Genomic DNA, 23,101 nt, shown 5'->3' with positions numbered 1-23,101 from the left:
CTATGGCACGCATTATTGTTGTTACTTCGGGTAAAGGAGGCGTTGGCAAGACCACCTCCAGCGCGGCCATCGCTACTGGTTTGGCCCAGAAGGGAAAGAAAACCGTCGTTATCGACTTCGATATCGGTCTGCGTAACCTCGACCTCATCATGGGATGTGAGCGTCGCGTCGTGTATGACTTCGTTAACGTCATTCAGGGCGATGCCACGCTGAACCAGGCGCTGATTAAAGACAAACGCACCGAGAACCTCTACATTCTCCCGGCTTCTCAGACGCGTGACAAAGACGCCCTGACCCGCGAAGGGGTGGAAAAGGTGCTCGACGAGCTGAAAAAAATGGAGTTCGACTTCATTGTCTGCGACTCCCCTGCCGGCATCGAAACCGGTGCCCTGATGGCGCTCTACTTCGCCGATGAAGCGATCATCACCACCAACCCTGAAGTGTCATCCGTGCGTGACTCAGACCGCATTCTGGGGATCCTCGCCTCTAAATCCCGTCGTGCGGAAAATGGCGAAGACCCGATTAAAGAACACCTGCTGCTTACCCGCTATAACCCGGGTCGCGTGAACAAAGGTGATATGCTGAGCATGGAAGACGTGCTGGAGATCCTGCGCATTAAACTGGTGGGCGTTATCCCGGAAGATCAGTCCGTGTTACGCGCCTCTAACCAGGGTGAGCCCGTGATCCTGGATACAACGGCAGATGCAGGTAAAGCGTATGCTGATACTGTTGACCGTCTGCTGGGAGAAGAACGTCCTTTCCGCTTCATTGAAGAAGAGAAGAAAGGTTTCCTCAAACGCCTGTTCGGAGGATAAGTTATGGCATTACTGGACTTTTTTCTCTCGCGGAAAAAGAACACCGCCAACATCGCAAAAGAACGTCTGCAAATTATCGTTGCGGAGCGTCGTCGTAGCGACGCCGAGCCTCACTACCTGCCGCAGCTGCGTAAGGACATCCTGGAAGTGATCTGTAAGTATGTTCAGATTGACCCGGAGATGGTGACGGTGCAGCTGGAACAAAAAGACGGGGATATTTCGATTCTGGAGCTGAACGTGACGCTCCCGGAAGCGGAAGAGTCCCGTCCGTAGGTTTGTCATTTCGTAGCCCCGGTAAGCGCAGCGCCACCGGGGGAATATGCCGGGTTATCACCCGGCATATTTTTTATCGCGGATAACCTTCCAGCAGCGTATTCAGGCGATCGGCCATCAATTCCCCGCGCCAGCCCGCCATCATTTCCGGTAAGCCATTCTGCGGCTTCAGCTTCCAGTGCCAGTTCAGCAGCTGATTAATCTGTCGGCGTGATGCGAGCAGTTCAGCACTCAGCTTGCTTTCCGTAGCAACGGCCTGAACCAGGGCTTTAATGTCCTTGAACGCCTTGCGGTAGCCCGGCATATCCATCAGATTCAGCAGCGGTTCCGGCAGCTTATCGTCAGGCAATTCCTGCGCTTTCGCTACCAGCGCCAGCAGGGTTTTACCGTGGAAACGGATCTCACTGCCCGAAAGCCCAATGCTGTCCAGTTCGCCCAGGCTGCCCGGCATATAGCGTGCCACCGCCCAGAGATGCTCTTCGCGCACCACAAAGTTAACCGCCAGATCGCGCTCGCGCGCTTTACGCAGACGCCAGTCCGCTAACAGCTGCAGGCAGGCCAGCTGACGCGTACGCAGTTGCCACGCGTTGCTGATATCGCGCCAGGCCTCTTTCGGGTCCACCACTTCCTGGCGACGCTGCTGGGTCATACGGCACTCATCCAGCGCGGCAGGCAGCCAGCCAGAGGCTTCCGCCTCTTTCATCAGCTGTCCGGCAATCGGCAGCAGGTAAAACACGTCTGCCGCCGCATATTCCAGCTGACGCTCGGTAAGCGGACGCGCCAGCCAGTCGGTACGGGATTCGCTTTTATCCAGCGTCAGCCCCGTGTACTCCTCCACCATGGCGGCAAAGCCCCATGAGAGAGGACGATTGCTGAACGCGGCAAGGATCTGCGTATCAATCAGCGGCTGGGGCATGATGCCAAAGGTGTTCAGAAAGACTTCCAGATCTTCACTGCCTGCGTGCAGGTATTTGGTCACGGCGGTATCGAGCAGCAGATCGCGCATCGGCGTCCAGTCGGTAATACCAAGAGGGTCAATCAGCGACACGTGTTTACCGTCGTACATCTGTATCAACCCCAGCTGCGGATAGTATGTCCGGGTACGGACAAACTCGGTATCCAGGGCAATGGCAGGAAAGTCGCGCGTCACTTCGCACAGCGAAGCCAGCTCGTCATTGGTCGTGATCATCTGGTAATTCAAAACGGGTTCTCTTTTGTTTGCGCCCATAAAAAACGCCGGCTTAACCGGCGTCTGGGCGATTAGCGTGAAGCTCAGGCCTTATTGTCTACTTTGCCACGGGCTTCGTCACGTAATTCTCGTCGTAATATCTTTCCGACGTTGGATTTCGGCAGCTCATCGCGGAATTCAACCAGTTTCGGCACCTTGTAGCCCGTCAGTTGACGACGACAGAACGTGACCAGTTCTTCCTCGGTGAGAGAAGGATCTTTCTTGACCACAAATATTTTGACCGCTTCACCGCTGCTGCCGGAAGGCACCCCGACGGCCGCCACTTCGAGTACGCCGCTGTGCTGCATCACCACGTCTTCGATCTCATTCGGATAGACGTTGAAGCCGGAGACCAGGATCATGTCTTTCTTACGATCGACAATGCGCAGGAAGCCCTCTTCGTCCATCACCGCGATATCGCCGGTATGGAGCCAGCCGTCTTTGATGATTTCGTCGGTGGCATCAGGACGCTGCCAGTACCCCAGCATGACCTGAGGACCTTTGACGCACAGCTCGCCCGGTTCACCCGGCGCGACTTCATTATCGTTATCATCGACCAGTTTGGCCTCCGTGGACGGCACAGGCAGACCAATACTGCCGCTGTGATAGTCGATATCATGCGGGTTCACGCTGACCAGCGGCGCACATTCCGTCAGACCGTAGCCCTCCAGCAAATACTGCCCGGTGAGCTTTACCCAGCGCTCAGCGACCGCCTGCTGAACCGGCATGCCGCCGCCCGCAGAGAGGTGCAGCGAGGAGAAGTCCAGCTGCTGGAACTCTTTGTTGTTCAGCAGCGCGTTAAACAGGGTGTTTACCCCGGTCATGGCGGTGAACGGGTATTTCGCCAGCTCTTTCACCAGCCCCGGAATATCGCGCGGGTTCGTAATCAGGACGTTCTGGCCACCGAGCTCAATAAACAGCAGGCAGTTCATGGTCAGTGCGAAAATGTGATACAGCGGCAGCGCGGTAATGACCAGCTCTTTGCCAGGATGCAGCAGCGGCCCGTAAGTGGCATTCACCTGCTCAAGGTTCGCCAGCATGTTGCGGTGGGTCAGCATCGCCCCCTTGGCCACGCCGGTGGTACCGCCGGTGTATTGCAGGAACGCCAGGTCTTCCGATACCAACTCCGGCTTAACGTACTGCATACGGTAGCCCGCATGCAGGGCACGGCGGAATGAGATGGCATCCGGCAGGTGGTATTTTGGCACCAGACGTTTGATGTATTTAACGACAAAGTTAACCAGCGTGCCTTTGGCGGTGGAGAGTTGATCCCCCATACGCGTCAGGATGACGTGTTTAACCTGGGTTCTGTCGACCACTTTTTCCAGCGTATGGGCAAAGTTGGAGACAATCACAATTGCAGCCGCGCCGCTGTCGTTCAGCTGATGCTCCAGCTCGCGCGGGGTATACAGCGGGTTGACGTTGACGACGATCATCCCGGCACGAAGGATACCAAACAGCGCCACCGGGTATTGCAGCAGGTTTGGCATCATCAGCGCGACGCGGTCCCCTTTTTGCAGCCCCAGCCCTTCCTGGAGATAAGCCGCAAACGCCCGGCTACGCTCCTCAAGCTTACGGAACGTCATCACCTCGCCCATATTCACAAATGCGGGCTGGTCCGCGTAGCGCCTTACCGAGTGCTCAAATAATTCCACCAGGGATTGATAACGGTCAGGATTGATCTCCGCAGGCACATCTGCGGGATAACGGTTAAGCCAAACCTTTTTCAATGCATCACCTCTGAACTGAGTGTTCGTCGTCATCACAACCCCGATAATAAACAGTTTGTTAACATTATATTAACTCAGCGTACCAGTTTATTAATTGTCCAGATTTAAGGTTGCGAAGCGCGTCACTCTTTTTTTTCGTTGTAGCCGTAAAAAAACAGAGACAGCGGCTGAGCCGCTGTCTCTTTTCTAACAATAACAGTAAGTTACTCAGTAACGATGGTCTGTACCTGTGCAGGTCCCGGGTTATACCAGCCCCAGCCAGGGTAGCCGTAACGGTAAGGGTGTGGACCCCACATCCACGGGTCGATCGGCTGAGGCGGCATGATCACCTGCTGTGCCAGCCGCCAGCGTTTATAGCCGTTAACCTGCATGGTCATAAATTTATACGGCGTATTACCGACTTTGCCCTGCACCGCGCCGGTTATCGGCCCGACGACGGTCACCAGCTGTCCGCGAAAATCGACCGGATCGAGGAAACCACTGACGTCCGCATAGATACGTCCGCGTGAGGCCTCACCCAGCACAGGGCGTGCGCCGCTGTCCAGGGGAACGGTCGCAATCTCCAGACGGGTTTTCCCCTGCTGGTTTTGCACATCAATCACTTTCCCGCCGAAGCGCGCTTCCTGCCCGACGTAGAGCTCAGGGGCATTCATCACCCGCACCAGATCCTGCTGTGGTGTCGGGCTGGAGCCCTTAATCGCATCAGGAACGGAAACGCATCCGCTCAGTGCTATGGCAACAGCGCCTGCCATAAAAAGGCGTACTACTTTAGTCTGAACCGCCATGATGCGACTCCTTTTTCTCAGTTCCTGTTACTGAGATTCACTCGCGGCCCGGAAGTTTCTTCCATGCGACGGTGTTTCGCAAATAAACCGGCTCCGCGTGTTCCACGGCGACGGTTTTTCCTGCTGCAAGCAGCTGGCTGGCAATGGGAAGCATATCTTCTGCCGCAGGCAATAGCATGTTGCCGTCTACCAGCGTCACCCCGGTATCCTTCGCCATCTCAGGCCACGCAGGCCAGCCCGTGCCGACGGTCGCCCACTCACCGGAGAGCTGTTTCAGTCGTTCGGTCACCGCTTCCGGCTTAAGTACGGCTTCCGTCTCTTCACCGTGCCACACGCCCTGCTCGTCGCGAGTGTATTCGGCCCAGTAAACTTCGCCCATGCGGGCGTCAATCGCGGCCAGCACGCGGGTGGCCCCGGTCATACGCCAGGCACCCTGCGCCATGGTGGCGAGGGTAGAGACGCCAATCATCGGCAGCTCAGCGCCCAGCGCCAGCCCCTGCGCAATGCCAATGCCAATACGCACGCCGGTAAAGCTGCCCGGGCCACGGCCAAAGGCCAGCGCGTCGAGGTCAGTTAAGGCGGTATTGCTCCGGGTTAAGATCGCTTTAACCAGGGGCAGAATGCGCTGGGTGTGTTCCCGTGGGCACTCTTCGAAATGAGCAGAAACAGCACCGTTGTTCAACAGAGCAACAGAGCAAGCCTCTGTTGCGGTATCAATAGCCAGAATTCGCATCAGTCGTCGCGCTCTCGCAAGGGTCAGTCACAAAATGGCGCGCATCTTAGCACACTCCGGGGTAAATTACTCCGCCGTTGGGTTTGCCAGGAAACGCACCGCGCGTTTTATGTCCCGCGTCCGCGGTGCGGGCGGCAGGCTGGCGAGGAAGGTTGCGCCGTACGGGCGCATCACCAGTCGGTTATCACAGATGACCAGCACGCCGCGATCGGTGACGTCGCGGATCAATCGCCCTACCCCTTGCTTAAGGGTGATCACCGCGTCCGGCAGCTGTACCTCGTCAAACGGATCGCCGCCGCGCAGGCGGCAGTCTTCCATCCGCGCCTTCAGCAACGGGTCGTCCGGGGAGGTAAACGGCAGCTTATCGATGATCACAAGCGACAGGGTGTCTCCGCGTACATCCACCCCTTCCCAGAAGCTGCTGGTGGCCACCAGCAGAGCATTACCGGCGCTGACGAACTGCTGCAGCAATTGCCCTTTGCTGGTTTCTCCCTGCAGCAGTACCGGCAGGGTCATGGTGGCACGGAACTGCTCAGCGAGGTCGCGCATCATGGCGTGAGAGGTGCAAAGCATAAAGCAGCGGCCGTTGTTGGCCTCGATCATCGGTTTTAGCATTGCCGCCAGGTGTCGCGCCGCACCCGGCTGGTTTGGCAGCGGAAGATTACGCGGCACGCAAAGCAGCGCCTGTTTTTCGTAATCAAACGGGCTGGGTAGCAGCAGCGACTCCGCCTGTTCAATGCCAAGCCGTTCCGTGAAGTGATGCAGATCGTCATTCACCGACAGGGTTGCCGACGTGAAGATCCAGCTGCCAGGCTTTTGCGCCATCACCTCTTTAAATTTATCCGCCACCGTCAGCGGTGTGAGCGCCAGCGTGAAATGGCGCGAGGTGCATTCATACCAGTAGCTGAACCCCGGCTGGTTAATCTCTTTTAGCCGTTTGAGCCGCCCGCGATAGAGCGTGGCGCGCTCGAATGCGGCATCCAGCAGCGCGGAACGGCCAAGCGACAGTTTCGCGACGTCGTAGCAGAGCTCCAGGGCGTCATCGAGCAGCAGCAACGCGCGCTGGATATTTTTATCTGCCAGCAGCTCGCGCAGGTTCCCGCGATAGCCCGGCTCGCCGAGCTGTAACCGGAAGTCCTGCGCGCTTTGGGCCAGGCGATCGGCACACTTCTGCAACTGCTGGGTATCTTTTAATTCGGTGCGGTAAGCGATGGTGAAATCTTTCGCCAGATCCAGCAGCTGGCGGCTGGAGAGCGACTGGCCAAAATACTGGCTGGCGATATCCGGGAGCTGGTGGGCTTCATCAAAGATCATGACCTCCGCCTCCGGGATCAGCTCACCAAAGCCGCTGTCCTTGACCACCATATCCGCAAGAAACAGGTGATGGTTGACCACCACCACATCGGCATCCATCGCCGTTTTGCGCGCTTTCACCACAAAGCAGTCTTTGTACAGCGGGCAGTCGCTGCCGAGGCAGTTGTCGTTGGTGCTGGTCACCAGCGGCCAGGCCGGCGAGTCTTCCGGCACGCTCGCGCAGGTGCTGATATCCCCCTCTTCCGTCTGGTTGGCCCAGGCGCGAAGGATAATGACGTCGCTCAGGGTCTGCACCGGCAAATCGCCGCCCGCCAGCGCCTGTTGCTCAAGACGCTCGAGGCAGAGATAGTTAGAGCGCCCCTTCAGCAGCGCCAGCCGGCCTTTGTATTTCAGCGCTTTTGCCACCGTCGGCAAATCCCGGCTGTAGAGCTGATCCTGCAGCGCTTTCGAGCCGGTCGAGATGATCACCTTTTTTTTCGCCCGCAGCGCGGGAGCAAGGTAGGCGTAAGTTTTCCCCGTACCGGTTCCGGCCTCCACCACCAGCGGCTGCGCCTTATCAATGGCCCGCGCCACGGCATGTGCCATCTGCCGCTGAGGTTCACGCGGTTTGAAGCCGGGAATGGCTTGTGCTAACTGACCTTCAGGGGAAAAATCGTCTGCCACGTTGCTCTCTCACTGTATTTTTGCACAGGGATTATGTCAGCCCATCCTCTCCAGTGCCACCCCAAATAGTGACGACGACGGAACAATATGGCAGTCTTGCGGCCTGATGACGAAAAATAACGAGGAAACGTTTATGACAATTGTGCGCATTGATGCCGAAGCCCGCTGGTCTGATGTAGTCATTCATAACCAGACGCTCTACTACACCGGCGTACCGGCGAATCTGGATGCGGATGCGTTCGAGCAAACGGCGAACACCCTGGCGCAGATCGATGCGGTGCTTGAAAAGCAAGGTAGCGACAAATCGCGCATTCTGGATGCGACGATTTTTCTGGCAAACAAAGATGATTTCGCGGCCATGAACAGAGCCTGGGATGCCTGGGTGGTGGCGGGTCACGCGCCTGTACGTTGTACCGTACAGGCCACGCTGATGAAGCCGGAATACAAGGTAGAGATTAAGATTATCGCGGCTGTGTAGGCCGGTTACTCTTCCTCTTCATCCTCGAAACGCGCCACGATCCGCTCGCCGGTATGGGTGGCGCGAAGTTCTTCCGCCACCTGGGAAATGGCCTGCCCGCTGCTCATCCCCTGGGACATCAGTTCCTGAATTCGCTCAACCGCTTTCTGCTGTTGCTCGTGGCTCAGAGAAGGTAAACCTGCAAACATCGTCAACTCCTGCTAAATTATTCGCGCTAATTATTTCACGCTGCCCGGTAGTATGCCACACATGAACATGCGCTTGCCCACTGTTATTACCCTGCCCTGGCGTACTGACGCCGCTGAGTTCTGGTTTGCCCGTCTGAGCCATCTTCCTTTTGCGATGTTGCTGCATTCCGGCCATGCGGATCATCCCTATAGCCGCTTTGATATCCTGGTCGCCGATCCGCTAAAGACGCTGACGACCCATGACCTGCCGTCCACGGACGATCCGCTGCTGCGGCTTCAGGAGGCTATCGATGCGCTGGGCTTGTCTGCCCTGCCGAATCCCGATCTCCCCTTCCAGGGTGGTGCGCTGGGCCTGTTTGGCTACGATCTGGGCCGTCGCTTTGAAACGCTGCCCTCGGTGGCGAAAGCGGATATTCCGCTGCCGGATATGGCCGTAGGGCTTTATGACTGGGCGCTGATTGTCGACCACCATAAGCAGGTGGTCTCTTTGCTCAGCCATTCGGATGTCGACGCGCGCCTGGCCTGGCTGGAAGCGCAGCAGCCTGCCGCCGCGCCGGATTTCCGCCTGACCTCTGACTGGCGTTCAAACATGACACCCGAGGCATATGCAGAAAAATTCGCCCGCGTGCAGGCGTATCTGCAAAGCGGCGACTGCTATCAGGTAAATCTCGCCCAGCGTTTCCAGGCAACCTATGAGGGCGATGAATGGCAGGCTTTTACCCGCCTTAACGCCACTAACCGGGCACCATTCAGCGCCTTTATCCGTCTCGAACAGGGGGCCATTGTCAGCCTGTCGCCTGAGCGCTTTATCCATCTTGCGGAGGGCAACATTCAGACGCGGCCGATTAAGGGCACATTGCCACGCCTTGCCGATCCCGATGCTGACCGCCAGCAGGCGGAAAAACTGGCCGCCTCACCGAAGGACCGCGCTGAAAACCTGATGATTGTCGATCTGATGCGCAACGATATTGGCCGGGTGGCCGTGCCGGGCAGCGTGCGGGTGCCGGAACTGTTCGTCGTCGAGCCTTTCCCGGCGGTCCATCATCTGGTCAGCACCATTACCGCGCGGCTGCCGGCCGCGCGGACGGCCTGCGATCTTCTGCGCGCCGCCTTCCCGGGCGGCTCGATAACCGGCGCACCGAAAGTGCGGGCGATGGAGATTATCGATGAGCTGGAGCCCCACCGCCGCAACGCCTGGTGCGGGAGTATTGGCTACATCAGCCTGTGCGGCACCCTGGATACCAGCATTACTATCCGCACGCTGACCGCCTGTAACGGAAACCTTTACTGTTCGGCTGGCGGCGGCATCGTGGCCGACAGCCAGGTCGATGCGGAATATCAGGAAACCTTTGATAAAGTTAACCGTATTCTGAAACAACTGGAGTAACCACGGGTGGAAAAAGAGAACCTGACGCTGGATGCCTTTTTATCGCGCTTTCAGCTATTACGGCCCCAGGTCAACCGCGAAGCGCTGAATCAGCGCCAGGCGGCGGTGCTGATCCCGGTCGTGCGGCGTGCACAGCCGGGCCTGCTGCTCACCCAGCGCTCTGCCCATCTGCGCAAACACGCCGGTCAGGTCGCTTTTCCTGGCGGCGCCGTCGACAGTTCCGATGCCTCGCTGATTGCCGCCGCGCTGCGGGAAGCGCAGGAAGAGGTGGCGATTCCGCCGGAGGCGGTAGAGGTCATTGGCGTGCTGCCGCCTGTCGACAGCGTCACCGGCTTTCAGGTCACGCCGGTGGTGGGCATTATCCCGCCGGACCTGCAGTATCATGCCAGCGTGGATGAAGTCTCCGCCGTGTTTGAGATGCCGCTGGAAGAAGCCCTTCGGTTGAGCCGTTATCATCCGCTGGATATCCACCGCCGGGGTCATGACCATCGGGTGTGGTTGTCCTGGTATCAGCATTATTTTGTCTGGGGCATGACGGCGGGCATTATTCGTGAACTGGCGTTGCAAATCGGCCTGAAGCCTTGACTATACTTTACATTCCACCTTCTTTTTCCTGGTTTGCGATCTGCGTCGCGCTATTAGCAAAACCCATCGTCAACCATTAGTTTAATTCATGTGAATAGTTAAGCCGAGGTCGGTGTTCCCTCTTACACTATGCGCAGTTATAACATCGTTACTGGAACCCCGGTAACCCTGTCAGGAGTGTGAAAGTGATTAGTATATTCGACATGTTCAAAGTGGGAATTGGCCCTTCGTCTTCCCATACTGTTGGCCCGATGAAGGCCGGTAAACAGTTCGTCGATGATCTGGTCGAAAAAGGATTACTGGAAAGCGTTACCCGTGTCGCCGTGGATGTTTACGGCTCACTGTCATTGACGGGTAAAGGCCACCACACCGATATCGCCATTATTATGGGTCTGGCAGGCAATATGCCGGATACCGTGGATATTGATGCCATCCCGGCATTCATCCGCGACGTGGAAACGCGTGGCCGTCTGCTGCTGGCAAACGGCCAGCAGGAAGTTGACTTCCCGCAGGATGACGGCATGCGTTTTCGCAGCGACAACCTGCCGCTGCATGAAAACGGCATGACCATTCACGCATTTAGCGGTGAAAAAGAGATTTACAGCAAAACGTACTACTCCATCGGCGGTGGTTTCATCGTGGATGAAGAGCATTTTGGCAAAGACAGCGTCGGCGACGTCAGCGTTCCGTATCCTTTCAAATCCGCAACCGAGATGCTCGGTTACTGCAAACAGACCGGTCTGTCGCTGTCCGGCATGGTGATGCAGAACGAACTGGCGTTGCACAGCAAAAAAGAGATTGAAGACTATTTTGCGAACGTATGGCAAACCATGCGCGCCTGTATCGATCGCGGGATGAACACCGAAGGCGTGCTGCCGGGTCCACTGCGCGTACCGCGTCGTGCCTCTGCCCTGCGCCGTATGCTGGTGACGACGGACAAGTTCTCCAACGACCCGATGAACGTGGTCGACTGGGTGAATATGTTTGCCCTGGCGGTTAACGAAGAGAACGCCGCCGGTGGCCGCGTCGTGACGGCGCCGACCAACGGCGCGTGCGGAATTGTTCCGGCCGTGCTGGCCTATTACGACCACTTTATTGAACCCGTGACGCCAGACATCTACATCCGTTATTTCCTGGCGGCAGGTGCCATCGGTGCCCTGTACAAGATGAACGCGTCTATCTCTGGCGCTGAAGTCGGCTGTCAGGGTGAAGTGGGTGTCGCCTGTTCTATGGCGGCGGCGGGTCTTGCAGAGCTGCTGGGTGCAAGCCCTGAGCAGGTCTGCGTGGCGGCAGAAATCGGTATGGAACACAACCTCGGTCTGACCTGTGACCCGGTCGCGGGCCAGGTGCAGGTGCCGTGTATCGAGCGTAACGCGATTGCGTCGGTGAAGGCCATCAACGCCTCACGTATGGCGATGCGCCGTACCAGCGAACCTCGCGTATCGCTGGATAAGGTGATTGAAACTATGTACGAAACGGGCAAAGACATGAACGCGAAATACCGCGAGACGTCCCGTGGTGGCCTGGCCATTAAGGTGCAGTGCGACTAATACTGCCTTTCGCCCATCTGCAACGGATGGGCGAAATTTCCTCTTCATTCTCGTCTCCTCCCGCTTTCCCCACTACACTTTCACAGTTGCGTCCGGCTTTTGTGGCTGGTGGCTTATCAGGCGTTCGTTCATGCAAACTGCGCAGACGATCATTAAACACTATCGCCGAAAACGCGTTATCGTCTGCGTGACGATTGCGCTCCTGACGCTCATCCTGACGTTGGGCGTTCGCTTTATTTCACAGCGCAATGTTAACCAACAGCGGATCCTCGCGTTTACCAGCCATACCGTTCGTGCCCTTGATAACGTGCTGCTCGCTTTAGATAAGCGCCGCAACGTGCTGCAGCCACTGGTGGGTCAGCCTTGTCAGCAGGCGCACCTGGCCCTGAGAAAGCAGGCCGCCATTTTGCAGACAGTACGCTCTATCGCCCTGGTTAAAGACGGTATCCTCTACTGCTCGAGTATTTTCGGCAGCCGCAATGTGCCCGTGCGTGATTTCCTGAGGGAACTCCCCGCCAGCGCGGCGAAGCTCATTTTATCGACTGACCAGTGGCTGCTTAAGGGCAGCCCGATACTGATCCAGTGGTTTCCGGTCTCTCAGGACGGGGAAGATGGCATCATGGAGATCATCAATATCGACCTGATCACCAAAATGATCCTCGAACCCCAGCGCCCGCTTATCAATGACGTGGCGCTGACCGTGGGCGATCGTTTTTTGCGTTACGGCCAGCGCGTCACCGACAGCCTGTCATTTGATGAGGAGGGCTCGATTGTCCAGCAGTCCTCATCCCGACATCCTTTCACCATCACGATCAGCGGGCCGGGTCCCGGCGAACTGGCCCTGAAAAGTCTCCCCGCCCAGCTGCCGCTGGGGCTCATACTTAGCCTGCTGTTGGGCTATCTCGCCTGGCTGGCCACGGCAAACCGGATGAGCTTCACGTGGGAGATCGATATGGGGATTGCCTCGCGGGAATTTGAACTTTTCTGCCAGCCGCTGATGGATGCCCGTACCCAGAAGTGCACCGGCGTTGAGATCCTGCTGCGCTGGAACAATCCCCGTCAGGGGTGGATCTCCCCGGAAGTGTTTATTCCGCTGGCAGAAGAACATAACCAGATTGTCCCCCTGACCCGTTATGTGATCGCCGAAACCGTACGCCAGATAGGTTACTTCCCGGCAAGCGCGGGTTTTCACATCGGCATTAACGTCGCCGCCAGCCATTTTCGTCGCGCGGTATTGCTGCAGGACCTGAACCGTCTGTGGTTCAGCGCCAACCCTCAACAGCAGCTTGTGATCGAATTAACGGAACGGGACGCGCTGCTGGATGCGGACTATCGCATCGTGCGCGAGCTGCATCGCAAAGGGGTGAAGCTCGCCATTGACGATTTTGGTACCGGAAACAGCTCCCTCTCCTGGCTTGAGAAGCTGCACCCGGACGTGCTGAAAATTGACCAGTCCTTTACCACCGCCATCGGTACTGATGCCGTGAATTCAACGGTGACGGATATCATTATTGCGCTGGGTCAGCGGCTGAATATCGAACTGGTTGCAGAAGGGGTTGAGACGGAGGAGCAGGCACGATATTTACGCCGCCATGGCGTTCCTGTCCTGCAGGGGTTTTTCTATGCGCGGCCGATGCCGCTACGGGACTTTCCGGACTGGCTGGCGGGAAGATCTCCCCCGCCAGCCCGCCATAACGGGCACATTGTGCCCTTAATGCCGCTGCGTTAAGCAGGCTTACTCATCTTCGTCGTGGGCAGATTGTTCTTTAACAATGCGGACCATATCAACGCGATAGTCGTTGGCTTCGACAATCGTGATGTGCAACGGCGGCAGCTCAATCACATCGCCGACACGCGGGATTTGCCCGTTAACGGCGATAACCAGACCGGCAACGGTCGCGATGTCTTCTTCATCGTTGACCACGTTTTCCAGCCCCAGCGTGTGCGAGAGCGCGTGCAGATCGGTGGTCCCTTTCACCAGCCAGCCATCGCCATCGGCAACGATCTCCGGGGTTTCGTCCTCGTCCGGGAATTCACCGGCTATGGCTTCCAGCACGTCCAGTGGCGTGACCAGCCCCTGCACCACCCCAAACTCGTTGGTGACGATAACAAAGCTGCCACGCGCGCGGCGAAGCACCCCGAGCAGGTTGATCGGGTCAAGCGTTTCCGGTACGACAATCGCCGGCGATGCCGCCGCAACGGCTTCGACATTGACGCCCTCTTCCAGGGCCACCAGCATCTCTTTCGCCCGCACGACGCCGATGATCTCATCCAGCTCACCACGACACACCGGGAACAGGCTGTGCGGGGAAGAGAGCAGCTGCTGGCGAATTTCATCCACACTCAGGTTAGCATCGACCCAGCTGATCTCTCCGCGCGGAGTCATGATCCCGCGCAGTGACCGCGAGGCCAGGGAGAGCACGCCGTTAATCATGTAACGTTCCTGTTCCACAAACGCCCCTTCCGGGACCGGAACCGGGTTATGGTTTTCGGAATCAGACTGAACGTTCACCTGACGACGGCCGCCCATCAGACGCAGAATGGCATCTGCGGTACGGGCACGCAGCGGCTGACTGGACTGCTGCTTAATAAAGTTACGGCGCGCAATCTGGTTGAACAGCTCGATCAGGATCGAGAAGCCAATCGCGGCGTACAGGTAGCCTTTCGGAATATGGAAGCCAAAGCCTTCGGCCACCAGGCTCAGACCAATCATCAGCAGGAAGCTCAGGCACAGTACCACCACCGTCGGATGCTGGTTCACGAAACGCGTCAGCGGTTTCGAGGCCAGAAGCATGACCGCCATCGCAATGACTACCGCGGCCATCATCACCGGCAGATGGTTCACCATGCCGACCGCCGTAATCACCGCATCCAGCGAGAACACTGCATCAAGCACCACGATCTGCAGCACTACCACCCAGAAGCTGGCGTAGCCTTTACCGTGCCCATCATCATGCTGGCGGTTTTCCAGCCGCTCATGGAGCTCTGTTGTCGCTTTAAAGAGCAGGAATATCCCCCCGATCAGCATGATCAAATCACGGCCGGAGAAGGTGTAATCCATGACGGAGAAGAGCGGTTTGGTCAGCGTGACCATCCAGGAGATGACGGACAGCAGGCCCAGTCGCATGACCAGCGCCAGCGAGAGACCAATCAGGCGCGCTTTATCACGCTGTTTTGGCGGCAGTTTGTCCGCGAGAATGGCGATAAACACCAGGTTATCGATACCGAGAACAATCTCCAGCACCACCAGCGTGAGCAATCCCACCCAGATTGACGGGTCCATTAAGAATTCCATGACAAGCTCCTGCTAAAGGAATGACGAAACGGTGCCCCACGCAATGTGGGCAAAACAGAGGCAGACAGCGTTGATACGTGGCGAGGATCGCCGGTGAAAAAGGCGCGAGATGGCCTGAAAGATGACTGACGTCGGTGACGGTCCATATAGTGGGCTATAGCCCTATACTCCTGAACAAGTAAACGGAGACTAAACATATCAGAGACAATATGTTTTTAGCAAAGATTTACGTTCCTTTGCAAAAACGCGAAAAGACGAAATATGTGTTGAGTAATTTCTGATTTTCGAAACCTAAATTACGGATCTTCATCACATAAATTATTTTTTCACTATCTAAAATAATTCGCGGAAGTCTTAGTTTTTTAACTCTAACCCTTATCTGAATCGATTCGGTTCGCCAATACGATTCTCAGTACGTCTGCCTGGCAGGCGTATTAATGATAATAAAAGGAGGTAGCAAGTGACCATTGCTATTGTCATAGGCACACATGGTTGGGCTGCTGAGCAGCTACTCAAAACGGCAGAGATGCTGTTGGGCGAGCAGGAAAACGTCGGCTGGATCGATTTCGTTCCCGGTGAAAACGCCGAGACGCTGATTGAGAAGTACAACGCTCAACTCGAGAAGCTGGATACCAGCAAAGGGGTGCTGTTTCTCGTTGATACATGGGGCGGCAGTCCGTTCAACGCTGCCAGCCGCATTGTCGTCGATAAAGAGCATTATGAAGTTGTCGCCGGGGTCAATATCCCGATGCTGGTGGAAACCTTCATGGCACGCGACGACAATCCATCTTTCGATGAACTGGTGGCTCTGGCCGTTGAAACCGGCCGCGAAGGGGTGAAAGCCCTGAAAGCACAGCCGGTTGAAAAACCCGCCCCTGCGCCTGCTGCGGCACCGAAAGCGGCAGCGCCAGCAAAACCGATGGGGCCGAACGATTACATGGTCATCGGCCTGGCGCGTATTGATGACCGTTTAATCCATGGCCAGGTGGCAACACGCTGGACCAAGGAGACCAACGTTCGTCGCATTATCGTGGTCAGTGACGAAGTGGCCGCCGACACCGTTCGTAAAACCCTTCTCACGCAGGTTGCTCCTCCTGGCGTTACCGCGCACGTCGTGGATGTCGCCAAGATGATTCGCGTTTACAACAACCCGAAATACGCGGGCGAACGCGTGATGCTCCTGTTCACTAACCCGACAGACGTTGAGCGCATTGTTGAAGGCGGCGTGAAAATCACTTCCGTGAACATTGGGGGGATGGCATTCCGTCAGGGCAAAACGCAGGTCAACAACGCCATTTCAGTCGATGCGAAAGATATCGAGGCATTTAACAAGCTGAATGCGCGCGGTATTGAACTGGAAGCCCGTAAGGTTTCCACGGACCCGAAACTGAAAATGATGGATTTGATCGGCAAAGTTGGGAAATAAGCCCGCGCCGGTTTTTCACATAATGCTTATGTAATAGGAGAAGTACAATGGAGATTACCACTCTTCAGATTGTGCTGGTGTTCATCGTCGCGTGTATTGCGGGTATGGAGTCCGTACTTGATGAATTTCAGTTCCACCGCCCTCTGGTGGCCTGTACGTTGATTGGTGCCGTTCTGGGTGACATGAAAACCGGTATCATCATCGGTGGTACCCTGGAAATGATCGCCCTGGGCTGGATGAACATCGGTGCGGCGGTTGCGCCTGATGCCGCGCTGGCGTCCATTATTTCTACCGTTCTGGTTATTGCCGGTCATCAGAGTATCGGTGCCGGTATCGCCCTGGCGATCCCACTGGCCGCAGCAGGCCAGGTACTGACCATCATCGTGCGTACGATCACCGTGGCCTTCCAGCACGCAGCGGATAAGGCGGCCGAAAACGGCAACCTCACGGCGCTCTCCTGGATCCACGTATCGTCCCTGTTCCTGCAGGCGATGCGTATCGCCATTCCGGCCGTGATCGTCGCGATTTCTGTGGGGACCAGCGAAGTTCAGGGCATGCTCAACGCCATCCCTGAAGTGGTCACCAGTGGTCTGAACATCGCGGGCGGTATGATCGTGGTTGTCGGTTATGCGATGGTCATCAATATGATGCGCGCAGGCTACCTGATGCCGTTCTTCTACCTCGGCTTCGTGACCGCGGCATTCACCAACTTCAACCTGGTTGCACTGGGTGTGATTGGTGCAGTGATGGCGATTCTCTACATCCAGCTCAGCCCGAAATATAACCGCGTCGCGGGTGCCCCAGCGCAGGCTGCTGGTAACAACGATCTCGATAACGAACTGGACTAACAGGTGAGCGAAATGGTTGATATGACAAAAACTACCACCGAGAAAAAACTCACTCCGGGTGATATTCGTGGCGTGTTCATCCGTTCTAACCTGTTTCAGGGTTCATGGAACTTCGAACGTATGCAGGCGCTCGGTTTCTGCTTCTCCATGGTGCCGGCGATCAAACGCCTGTACCCGGAAAATAACGAAGCCCGCCGTCAGGCGATTAAGCGTCACCTAGAATTTTTTAACACTCATCCGTATGTCGCGGCTCCCGTTCTGGGCGTAACGCTTGCGATGGAAGAGCAGCGTGCGAACGGCGCAGAGATTGACGATGGTGCCATCAACGGTATCAAAGTCGGTCTGATGGGTCCGCTGGCAGGCGTGGGTGACCCTATCTTCTGGGGTACCGTTCGTCCGGTCTTCGCGGCGCTGGGTGCTGGTATCGCGATGAGCGGCAGCCTGCTTGGCCCACTGCTGTTCTTCATTCTGTTCAACGCCGTGCGTCTGCTGACCCGTTATTACGGCGTGGCCTACGGCTACCGTAAAGGGGTGGACATTGTTAAGGACATGGGCGGCGGCTTCCTGCAGAAACTGACTGAGGGGGCATCCATCCTCGGCCTGTTTGTCATGGGGGCGCTGGTCAACAAGTGGACGCACGTGAACATCCCGCTGGTGGTGTCGACCATCACGGGCCAGGATGGTCAAACCCGTGTGACCACCGTGCAGACCATCCTCGACCAGCTGATGCCTGGCCTGGTGCCGCTGCTGTTAACCTTCGCCTGTATGTGGCTGCTGCGTAAAAAAGTGAACCCGTTGTGGATTATCGTTGGCTTCTTCGTCATCGGTATCGCGGGCTACGCTGTCGGTCTGCTGGGTCTGTAATACAATGCGTTAACCGCCGGGGGCATGCCCCCGGCTTTTTTTATCTGGAGGATGAATGGCTGTCACGGACATCGTACTGGTTTTATTTATTGTTGCCCTTCTGGCTTACGCGATCTATGACGAGTTCATCATGCCCCGCCGCCACGGCGAGACGCTGCTCTCCCTTCCCCTTCTGCGACGCGGACGCGTGGATGCGTTTATCTTCGCGGGTCTGATCGTCATTCTGATTTACAATAACGTTACCAGCCATGGTGCAATATTAACCACATGGTTATTATGTGCGCTGGCATTAATGGCGATTTATCTGTTCTGGATCCGCACGCCAAAAATCATTTTTAAATCCCGTGGGTTTTTCTTCGCCAATGTCTGGATAGAATATAACCGTATTAAAGAGATGAATTTATCCGAAGACGGTGTGCTGGTGATGCAATTAGAACAGCGCCGCCTGCTTATTCGGGTGAAGAATATTGACGACCTGGAAAAGATATACCACTTACTTGTTAAAACTCAGTGAGTTAGATATATAGCATCGGCTATATTCTGTGTCTGATTCGCACACGAAATATAGCCTGAGCTATATCCCAACCGTTAATTTGATCGCTTTTTTTAACGTTATTTTCACGCTTAAAGACAAATGAAAATCGTTATCAATCATCAGTCTAAATAATGCTTCTTCATTGTTGTTTTATATTCTCAAAATATGTTAAGGTTGCGCCCGTCGTTGGGGAGTAGCCGATTTCCTGTGCGCAGGAAATGTGCGTGTCAACATACTCGTTGAAAAACGTGGCACGTACGGATCGCTATCAGCACATTTTCTGTGCAGTGCGATCAGGCGAGACCATAGATACATCAACTGCTGTTTACTGGGGGCAGTGATGTGTCATATGGATATCCCCGGTCTGGACGCTGTTATGAATATCTCCGCTACGATCCTTCTCGCTTTTGGCATGTCCATGGACGCGTTTGCTGCTTCCATCGGAAAAGGCGCCACGCTTCACAAACCTAAATTCTCAGAAGCCCTGCGTACCGGTCTCATTTTTGGCGCTATCGAAACGCTGACTCCGCTTATCGGCTGGGGCCTGGGCATGCTCGCAAGCCAGTTTATATTAGAGTGGAACCACTGGATTGCGTTTGTCCTGCTGGTATTTCTCGGCGGTCGAATGGTGATTGAAGGTTTTCGCGGTAGTGATGATGACGCCGAGGAGCCTCAGCACCGCCACGGATTCTGGCTGCTGGTCACGACGGCCATCGCCACCAGCCTGGATGCGATGGCCGTCGGCGTCGGTCTGGCATTCCTGCAGGTCAATATTATCGCCACCGCGCTGGCCATTGGCTGTGCCACGCTGATTATGTCCACGCTGGGCATGATGGTCGGACGGTTTATCGGCCCGCTGCTGGGTAAACGCGCCGAGATCCTGGGGGGGATTGTGTTAATTGGCATTGGCGCCCAGATCCTCTGGGCACACTTCGCTGGTTAATCTTCGCGCTGCCAGATGTGGATACTGAAATCCGTCTGGCAGCGGAATGTGGACTGCGCCGCTAGCGTTTCCCACACCTCCGGTTTTGCCCGCCACGCGAACGGCGTCATCTGCAACAGCGCGCTGGCCTCTTCTCCCTTCAGCGTCATCTCATACGCGACGGTTTGCGCCTGCTTCAGGGCAAAACCGGCCAGCTGTTCTGAATGGGGAGCATGCAGACGCACCTCATCGTAGATTAGCCCCTTCAGCTCTATCAGATGACGCGGTCCTGGCGTCACGGTAACCACCCATCCGCCAGGCTTCACTACGCGCGCCAGTTCCTCGGCCTTACAGGGCGCGTAAATGCGCACAACCGCGTCCATGCTGGCATCGTCAAACGGCAGCCGGTGGCTGGACGCCACACAGAACGTCACGTCAGCGTAACGCTTTGCCGCCGCGCGAATCGCCACTTTCGATACATCCAGACCGAAGGTCTGCGCGCCCTTCTCACGTGCAATCTCCGCAAACCGTGCGGTGTAGTACCCTTCCCCACAGCCGATATCGAGCAGGGCGGTTGCTGAGCCAGCGAGGATGTCATTCAGTGTATGTGCGACCGTCTCACGCAGCGGCAGATAATGCCCGGCATCAAGAAACGCACGGCGCGCCTGCATCATCTCTGCGCTGTCGCCTGGATCGCGGGAGCGCTTGTGCTGCACCGGCAGAAGATTTACGTAGCCTTCTTTCGCCATATCAAACTGATGCCCCTGCGGACAGGTATAACTTTTATCTGAACGCGTCAGGGCCGCGTGGCAAAGGGGACAACTGAAGGACATGGTGACTCCGGAGCATAATCAAAGGGCGAAGTGTACCGCTATTCGCCCTGGTTATAAACGCCCGGTTAGCGCATAACGATCAGGTGATCGGAGCCCGCCGGTAAGCCGTCAGGTTTCACATTTTCCAGACGTAGCACGTTACCCATAATCTCGCTGAAGACGGGAGCAGAGACGGCCCCCCCATAGTATGCCCCGTTTTGCGGGTCGTTAATCACCACCACCAGGGCAAAGCGCGGATCGCTGGCAGGAGCAACGCCCGCGGTGTAGGCGACGTATTTATCGACATATTTTCCGCTATCATCAATTTTCTTTGCCGTACCGGTTTTCACCGCTACCCTGTAATCGCGCACGGCGGCCTTCACCCCGCCGCCGCCGGGTAGCGCGACGCTCTCCATCATGTGCTCTACCTCATGCGCAATCTCTTCTGGCATAACGCGGTGGCCCATAACGGGGGGATCAATACGGGTAATGGAAAGAGGACGCTCAAGCCCGAAGCCACCAATGGTGGCGTAGACGTGCGCCAGCTGCAGCGGCGTGACCATCAGCCCGTAGCCGAAAGCAAAGGTCGCGCGGTCGAGCTGGCTACAGTATTTACGCTGCGGCAACAGTCCCGCGCTCTCCCCCGTCAGGCCAAGCTCGGTTGGGGTGCCAAAACCAAAGTTTCGATAGGTGTCGAGAAGATGCTGGACCGGCATTGCCAGGGAGAGGCGGGACACGCCTGTGTCGCTCGATTTTTGCAGAATGCCTGTCATGGTCAGTTCGGGATAGTAACCGACGTCGCGGATACGATGCCCGTCAAGGGTGTACGGGTGCGTGTCAATCACGCTGTCCGGCTTGACCAGCCCCTGCTGCAGGGCGGTCATCAGCACCAGCGGTTTGACGGTCGAACCAGGTTCGAACGTATCGCTGATCGCACGATTGCGAAAATCGTTTATTGTCGCCCCTTCCCGGTTATTGGGGTTGAAATCCGGATAGCTGGCCATGGCGAGTATTTCCCCGGTGGGGATATTTATTAATACGGAGGCGCCTGACTCGGCCTTATTCCAGACCACGGCATTATCGAGTGCATCTTCGGTGATGGTTTGCAGCCGCTCGTCAATACTCAACTGGATGTTATGCGCCGGTACAGGGGCAACTTCTGTCAGGTTTTCAACCACGCGACCATAGCGGTCTTCCCTCACCTGCCGCACCCCTGCCTTGCCGGTCAGTTGCGTATTGAAGCTCTTCTCTACACCTTCAATGCCCTGCCCGTCGATGTTGGTGAAACCAATCAGGTTCGCGGCCACATGGCCGGCCGGATAAAAACGGCGGGACTCATCGCGTAAATTAATGCCGGGCAAATTCAGTTTGTCGATCCACTTTGCCTGCGCGGGATCCACCTGGCGGGCCAGGTAAATAAAACGCCCCTGGGGATTGGCGTTGATGCGTGCCGAGAGGGTATCCAGCGAGAGATGCAGCGCGTTCGCTAACGCCTGCCAGCGTTCATCAACGCCGACGCCTCCTTTTGCCAGCACCGTTTTGGGATCGGCCCAGACGGCCCGGACGGGCACACTCACCGCCAGCGGACGACCTTCGCGATCCATTATCATGCCGCGCGGCGCATCAATCGCCAGCTGACGGAGGGAGCGCATATCTTCCTGCTTCACCAGATTGTCAGGCTTGACGATTTGCAGCCAGGCAACGCGGCCCAACAGAAACGCCAGACTACAAAAAATCGCCAGACAGAGCAGAGCAAAACGCGCCGGGGTGAAATTTCCGGCGGCCGTTATCAATTTCTTTTTCACCTGTACCCCAGGGCTGTAAAACAACGCCCTGATTTAACGGGAAAAGCCGGTAAGAAGGTGGCAAAACAGTGCTACGAACCTCGCAGCTTTGCAACAAGTTACTAACAAGGCCGCAGATCGTAATATTTTGAAAGATAAGGGACATAAAAAAGCCCCGCGTGATGCGAGGCTTTATATCTGAGATTGAAACGCGGCGCGTTTCAGTCAGCAGCGGTTCGATCAGATAGCAGTTACGTTAACTGCAGCAGGGCCTTTCTGGCCATCCTGAATTTCGAACTCAACGTTCTGGCCTTCAGCCAGAGTTTTGAAGCCGTTACCCTGGATTGCAGAGAAGTGTACGAACACGTCTTTGCTGCCGTCAGCAGGAGTAATGAAACCAAAACCTTTAGACTCGTTGAACCACTTAACTTGACCTTTAATCTTTGCCATTTGCAAAATTCCTTAGAGTGTTTTCTTAGCCCGCAGGCATTAACTGAGATAAAACTGAGACATTACTGCATGAGGCACTAATATAAGGTTCGGCAGAGAAGCGGTATTCAACGACAACGTGTTTACTCAGGACTTCTTTACTGAAAATGCCACACATAAACAGAACTGTACCTCGTTTGACCCAAAACGTGTTATCACACACAATGTTTAATATGGCAAGCCATTTTTAAACATGTCTCGATCCGCCGCACAAATTCGAACAGTGCCTGCCAGGTTCTGCACAATTATGCGCATCGCGAACAGACAGCCCTGCTACGTTACAAAGCCCCAGCGCTGCTCTCACAGTCGCTGTAATCTAAGACATTTTTAACATAGCTCAATCATTCCAAAGCGTCCAGCGAACGGGAAAAGAAATCTTACGCAATGATTGAGTTAG

The 23,101-nt window shown here is 56.1% G+C and carries 22 protein-coding genes, 1 pseudogene and 1 riboswitch; of the genes and pseudogenes, 12 read left to right on the top strand and 11 right to left on the bottom strand.

Features of this window, described 5'->3' with window-relative positions:
- Positions 1-2 precede the first annotated feature (2 nt).
- Both minD and minE read left to right on the top strand, forming a co-directional pair.
- Positions 3-815: a septum site-determining protein MinD gene (gene minD, locus C5687_RS12065; RefSeq protein WP_013096144.1), complete on the top strand. Its 813-nt coding sequence runs from the start codon at positions 3-5 to the stop codon at positions 813-815.
- A 3-nt stretch (positions 816-818) separates the two neighbouring features.
- Complete coding sequence (gene minE / locus C5687_RS12060; protein WP_008500504.1) at positions 819-1,088, top strand: cell division topological specificity factor MinE; 270 nt, start codon at positions 819-821, stop codon at positions 1,086-1,088.
- Between the two features lie 73 nt (positions 1,089-1,161).
- On the opposite strand, the gene rnd is transcribed toward minE, so the two are convergent.
- The 5 genes from rnd to C5687_RS12035 all read right to left on the bottom strand — a co-directional run bounded on the left by rnd (position 1,162) and on the right by C5687_RS12035 (position 7,541).
- The gene (rnd, locus tag C5687_RS12055; protein ID WP_088244435.1) at positions 1,162-2,289 is read right to left on the bottom strand and encodes a ribonuclease D; all 1,128 of its coding nucleotides are present in this window, start codon (positions 2,287-2,289) and stop codon (positions 1,162-1,164) included.
- Positions 2,290-2,360: 71 nt separating this feature from the next.
- Complete coding sequence (fadD, locus tag C5687_RS12050) at positions 2,361-4,046, bottom strand: long-chain-fatty-acid--CoA ligase FadD (protein WP_146086280.1); 1,686 nt, start codon at positions 4,044-4,046, stop codon at positions 2,361-2,363.
- 203 nt (positions 4,047-4,249) lie between these two features.
- On the bottom strand, positions 4,250-4,831 hold the full coding sequence (locus tag C5687_RS12045; RefSeq protein WP_059386810.1) for a Slp family lipoprotein: 582 nt from the start codon (positions 4,829-4,831) through the stop codon (positions 4,250-4,252).
- A gap of 37 nt (positions 4,832-4,868) precedes the next feature.
- Positions 4,869-5,564: a tRNA (adenosine(37)-N6)-threonylcarbamoyltransferase complex dimerization subunit type 1 TsaB gene (gene tsaB / locus C5687_RS12040; RefSeq protein ID WP_104556999.1), complete on the bottom strand. Its 696-nt coding sequence runs from the start codon at positions 5,562-5,564 to the stop codon at positions 4,869-4,871.
- Between the two features lie 66 nt (positions 5,565-5,630).
- The gene (locus C5687_RS12035; RefSeq protein ID WP_047958934.1) at positions 5,631-7,541 is read right to left on the bottom strand and encodes a DNA repair helicase YoaA; all 1,911 of its coding nucleotides are present in this window, start codon (positions 7,539-7,541) and stop codon (positions 5,631-5,633) included.
- Positions 7,542-7,674: 133 nt separating this feature from the next.
- Here C5687_RS12035 and C5687_RS12030 point away from each other — a divergent pair, with 133 nt between their 5' ends.
- Positions 7,675-8,019, top strand: coding sequence for a RidA family protein (locus C5687_RS12030; RefSeq protein WP_029742004.1), 345 nt, complete (start codon positions 7,675-7,677; stop codon positions 8,017-8,019).
- Positions 8,020-8,024: 5 nt separating this feature from the next.
- On the opposite strand, the gene C5687_RS12025 is transcribed toward C5687_RS12030, so the two are convergent.
- Positions 8,025-8,207: a YoaH family protein gene (locus C5687_RS12025; protein WP_025756884.1), complete on the bottom strand. Its 183-nt coding sequence runs from the start codon at positions 8,205-8,207 to the stop codon at positions 8,025-8,027.
- A 61-nt stretch (positions 8,208-8,268) separates the two neighbouring features.
- On the opposite strand from C5687_RS12025, the gene pabB reads away from it, so the two are divergent.
- The 4 genes from pabB to C5687_RS12005 all read left to right on the top strand — a co-directional run bounded on the left by pabB (position 8,269) and on the right by C5687_RS12005 (position 13,458).
- Positions 8,269-9,594 carry an aminodeoxychorismate synthase component 1 gene (pabB, locus tag C5687_RS12020; RefSeq protein WP_104556998.1) on the top strand — a complete coding sequence of 442 codons (1,326 nt, stop codon included), beginning with the start codon at positions 8,269-8,271 and terminating at the stop codon, positions 9,592-9,594.
- A gap of 6 nt (positions 9,595-9,600) precedes the next feature.
- Positions 9,601-10,179: a CoA pyrophosphatase gene (locus tag C5687_RS12015; RefSeq protein ID WP_025756886.1), complete on the top strand. Its 579-nt coding sequence runs from the start codon at positions 9,601-9,603 to the stop codon at positions 10,177-10,179.
- A gap of 185 nt (positions 10,180-10,364) precedes the next feature.
- Positions 10,365-11,729, top strand: a complete 1,365-nt coding sequence (gene sdaA / locus C5687_RS12010; protein ID WP_025756887.1) for an L-serine ammonia-lyase — start codon at positions 10,365-10,367, stop codon at positions 11,727-11,729.
- Between the two features lie 130 nt (positions 11,730-11,859).
- On the top strand, positions 11,860-13,458 hold the full coding sequence (locus tag C5687_RS12005) for an EAL domain-containing protein (RefSeq protein ID WP_104556997.1): 1,599 nt from the start codon (positions 11,860-11,862) through the stop codon (positions 13,456-13,458).
- Between the two features lie 6 nt (positions 13,459-13,464).
- Here the strand turns inward: C5687_RS12005 and yoaE are convergent, their stop codons facing one another.
- The gene (gene yoaE, locus C5687_RS12000) at positions 13,465-15,024 is read right to left on the bottom strand and encodes a CNNM family cation transport protein YoaE (RefSeq protein WP_025756889.1); all 1,560 of its coding nucleotides are present in this window, start codon (positions 15,022-15,024) and stop codon (positions 13,465-13,467) included.
- A gap of 460 nt (positions 15,025-15,484) precedes the next feature.
- Between yoaE and manX the strand changes: the two genes are divergently transcribed.
- From manX to mntP, 5 genes are all read left to right on the top strand, one after another.
- Positions 15,485-16,450 carry a PTS mannose transporter subunit IIAB gene (gene manX / locus C5687_RS11985; RefSeq protein WP_025756890.1) on the top strand — a complete coding sequence of 322 codons (966 nt, stop codon included), beginning with the start codon at positions 15,485-15,487 and terminating at the stop codon, positions 16,448-16,450.
- 47 nt (positions 16,451-16,497) lie between these two features.
- The gene (gene manY, locus C5687_RS11980) at positions 16,498-17,298 is read left to right on the top strand and encodes a PTS mannose transporter subunit IIC (RefSeq protein WP_003859914.1); all 801 of its coding nucleotides are present in this window, start codon (positions 16,498-16,500) and stop codon (positions 17,296-17,298) included.
- 12 nt (positions 17,299-17,310) lie between these two features.
- Positions 17,311-18,162 carry a PTS mannose transporter subunit IID gene (locus C5687_RS11975; RefSeq protein ID WP_006810994.1) on the top strand — a complete coding sequence of 284 codons (852 nt, stop codon included), beginning with the start codon at positions 17,311-17,313 and terminating at the stop codon, positions 18,160-18,162.
- Between the two features lie 55 nt (positions 18,163-18,217).
- Complete coding sequence (locus C5687_RS11970) at positions 18,218-18,676, top strand: DUF986 family protein (protein ID WP_047958939.1); 459 nt, start codon at positions 18,218-18,220, stop codon at positions 18,674-18,676.
- A gap of 197 nt (positions 18,677-18,873) precedes the next feature.
- A riboswitch (yybP-ykoY riboswitch) is annotated at positions 18,874-19,063 on the top strand.
- Between the two features lie 10 nt (positions 19,064-19,073).
- On the top strand, positions 19,074-19,640 hold the full coding sequence (gene mntP, locus C5687_RS11960) for a manganese efflux pump MntP (protein WP_025756892.1): 567 nt from the start codon (positions 19,074-19,076) through the stop codon (positions 19,638-19,640).
- Here the strand turns inward: mntP and rlmA are convergent.
- From rlmA to C5687_RS11940, 4 genes and pseudogenes are all read right to left on the bottom strand, one after another.
- Positions 19,637-20,452: a 23S rRNA (guanine(745)-N(1))-methyltransferase gene (gene rlmA, locus C5687_RS11955; protein WP_047958940.1), complete on the bottom strand. Its 816-nt coding sequence runs from the start codon at positions 20,450-20,452 to the stop codon at positions 19,637-19,639. The two genes, mntP and rlmA, sit on opposite strands and share 4 nt — an antisense overlap.
- A gap of 65 nt (positions 20,453-20,517) precedes the next feature.
- A complete protein-coding gene (gene ftsI, locus C5687_RS11950) occupies positions 20,518-22,236 on the bottom strand; it encodes a peptidoglycan glycosyltransferase FtsI (protein WP_104556995.1) in 1,719 nt (572 codons plus the stop codon).
- A gap of 219 nt (positions 22,237-22,455) precedes the next feature.
- Positions 22,456-22,665 carry a transcription antiterminator/RNA stability regulator CspE gene (gene cspE / locus C5687_RS11945; RefSeq protein ID WP_001062678.1) on the bottom strand — a complete coding sequence of 70 codons (210 nt, stop codon included), beginning with the start codon at positions 22,663-22,665 and terminating at the stop codon, positions 22,456-22,458.
- Positions 22,666-22,677: 12 nt separating this feature from the next.
- Positions 22,678-22,822 (bottom strand): annotated as a pseudogene (locus tag C5687_RS11940) (DUF2627 domain-containing protein).
- Positions 22,823-23,101 lie beyond the last annotated feature (279 nt).

The organism is Enterobacter sichuanensis (genome assembly GCF_002939185.1).
In the GTDB taxonomy this organism is placed as follows: domain Bacteria; phylum Pseudomonadota; class Gammaproteobacteria; order Enterobacterales; family Enterobacteriaceae; genus Enterobacter; species Enterobacter sichuanensis.
Note: the sequence above shows the minus strand (reverse complement) of the source record. Positions and strands in the feature narration are given on the sequence as shown.

Bases quoted from the DNA above. Each gene is read 5' to 3' on its own strand.
- minD (WP_013096144.1), top strand. From the start codon at position 3: ATGGCACGCATTATTGTTGTTACTTCGGGTAAAGGAGGCGTTGGCAAG.
- minE (WP_008500504.1), top strand. From the start codon at position 819: ATGGCATTACTGGACTTTTTTCTCTCGCGGAAAAAGAACACCGCCAAC.
- C5687_RS12045 (WP_059386810.1), bottom strand. From the start codon at position 4,831: ATGGCGGTTCAGACTAAAGTAGTACGCCTTTTTATGGCAGGCGCTGTT.
- tsaB (WP_104556999.1), bottom strand. From the start codon at position 5,564: ATGCGAATTCTGGCTATTGATACCGCAACAGAGGCTTGCTCTGTTGCT.
- C5687_RS12030 (WP_029742004.1), top strand. From the start codon at position 7,675: ATGACAATTGTGCGCATTGATGCCGAAGCCCGCTGGTCTGATGTAGTC.
- C5687_RS12025 (WP_025756884.1), bottom strand. From the start codon at position 8,207: ATGTTTGCAGGTTTACCTTCTCTGAGCCACGAGCAACAGCAGAAAGCG.
- pabB (WP_104556998.1), top strand. From the start codon at position 8,269: ATGAACATGCGCTTGCCCACTGTTATTACCCTGCCCTGGCGTACTGAC.
- C5687_RS12005 (WP_104556997.1), top strand. From the start codon at position 11,860: ATGCAAACTGCGCAGACGATCATTAAACACTATCGCCGAAAACGCGTT.
- yoaE (WP_025756889.1), bottom strand. From the start codon at position 15,024: ATGGAATTCTTAATGGACCCGTCAATCTGGGTGGGATTGCTCACGCTG.
- manY (WP_003859914.1), top strand. From the start codon at position 16,498: ATGGAGATTACCACTCTTCAGATTGTGCTGGTGTTCATCGTCGCGTGT.
- C5687_RS11975 (WP_006810994.1), top strand. From the start codon at position 17,311: ATGGTTGATATGACAAAAACTACCACCGAGAAAAAACTCACTCCGGGT.
- C5687_RS11970 (WP_047958939.1), top strand. From the start codon at position 18,218: ATGGCTGTCACGGACATCGTACTGGTTTTATTTATTGTTGCCCTTCTG.
- mntP (WP_025756892.1), top strand. From the start codon at position 19,074: ATGAATATCTCCGCTACGATCCTTCTCGCTTTTGGCATGTCCATGGAC.
- rlmA (WP_047958940.1), bottom strand. From the start codon at position 20,452: ATGTCCTTCAGTTGTCCCCTTTGCCACGCGGCCCTGACGCGTTCAGAT.
- cspE (WP_001062678.1), bottom strand. From the start codon at position 22,665: ATGGCAAAGATTAAAGGTCAAGTTAAGTGGTTCAACGAGTCTAAAGGT.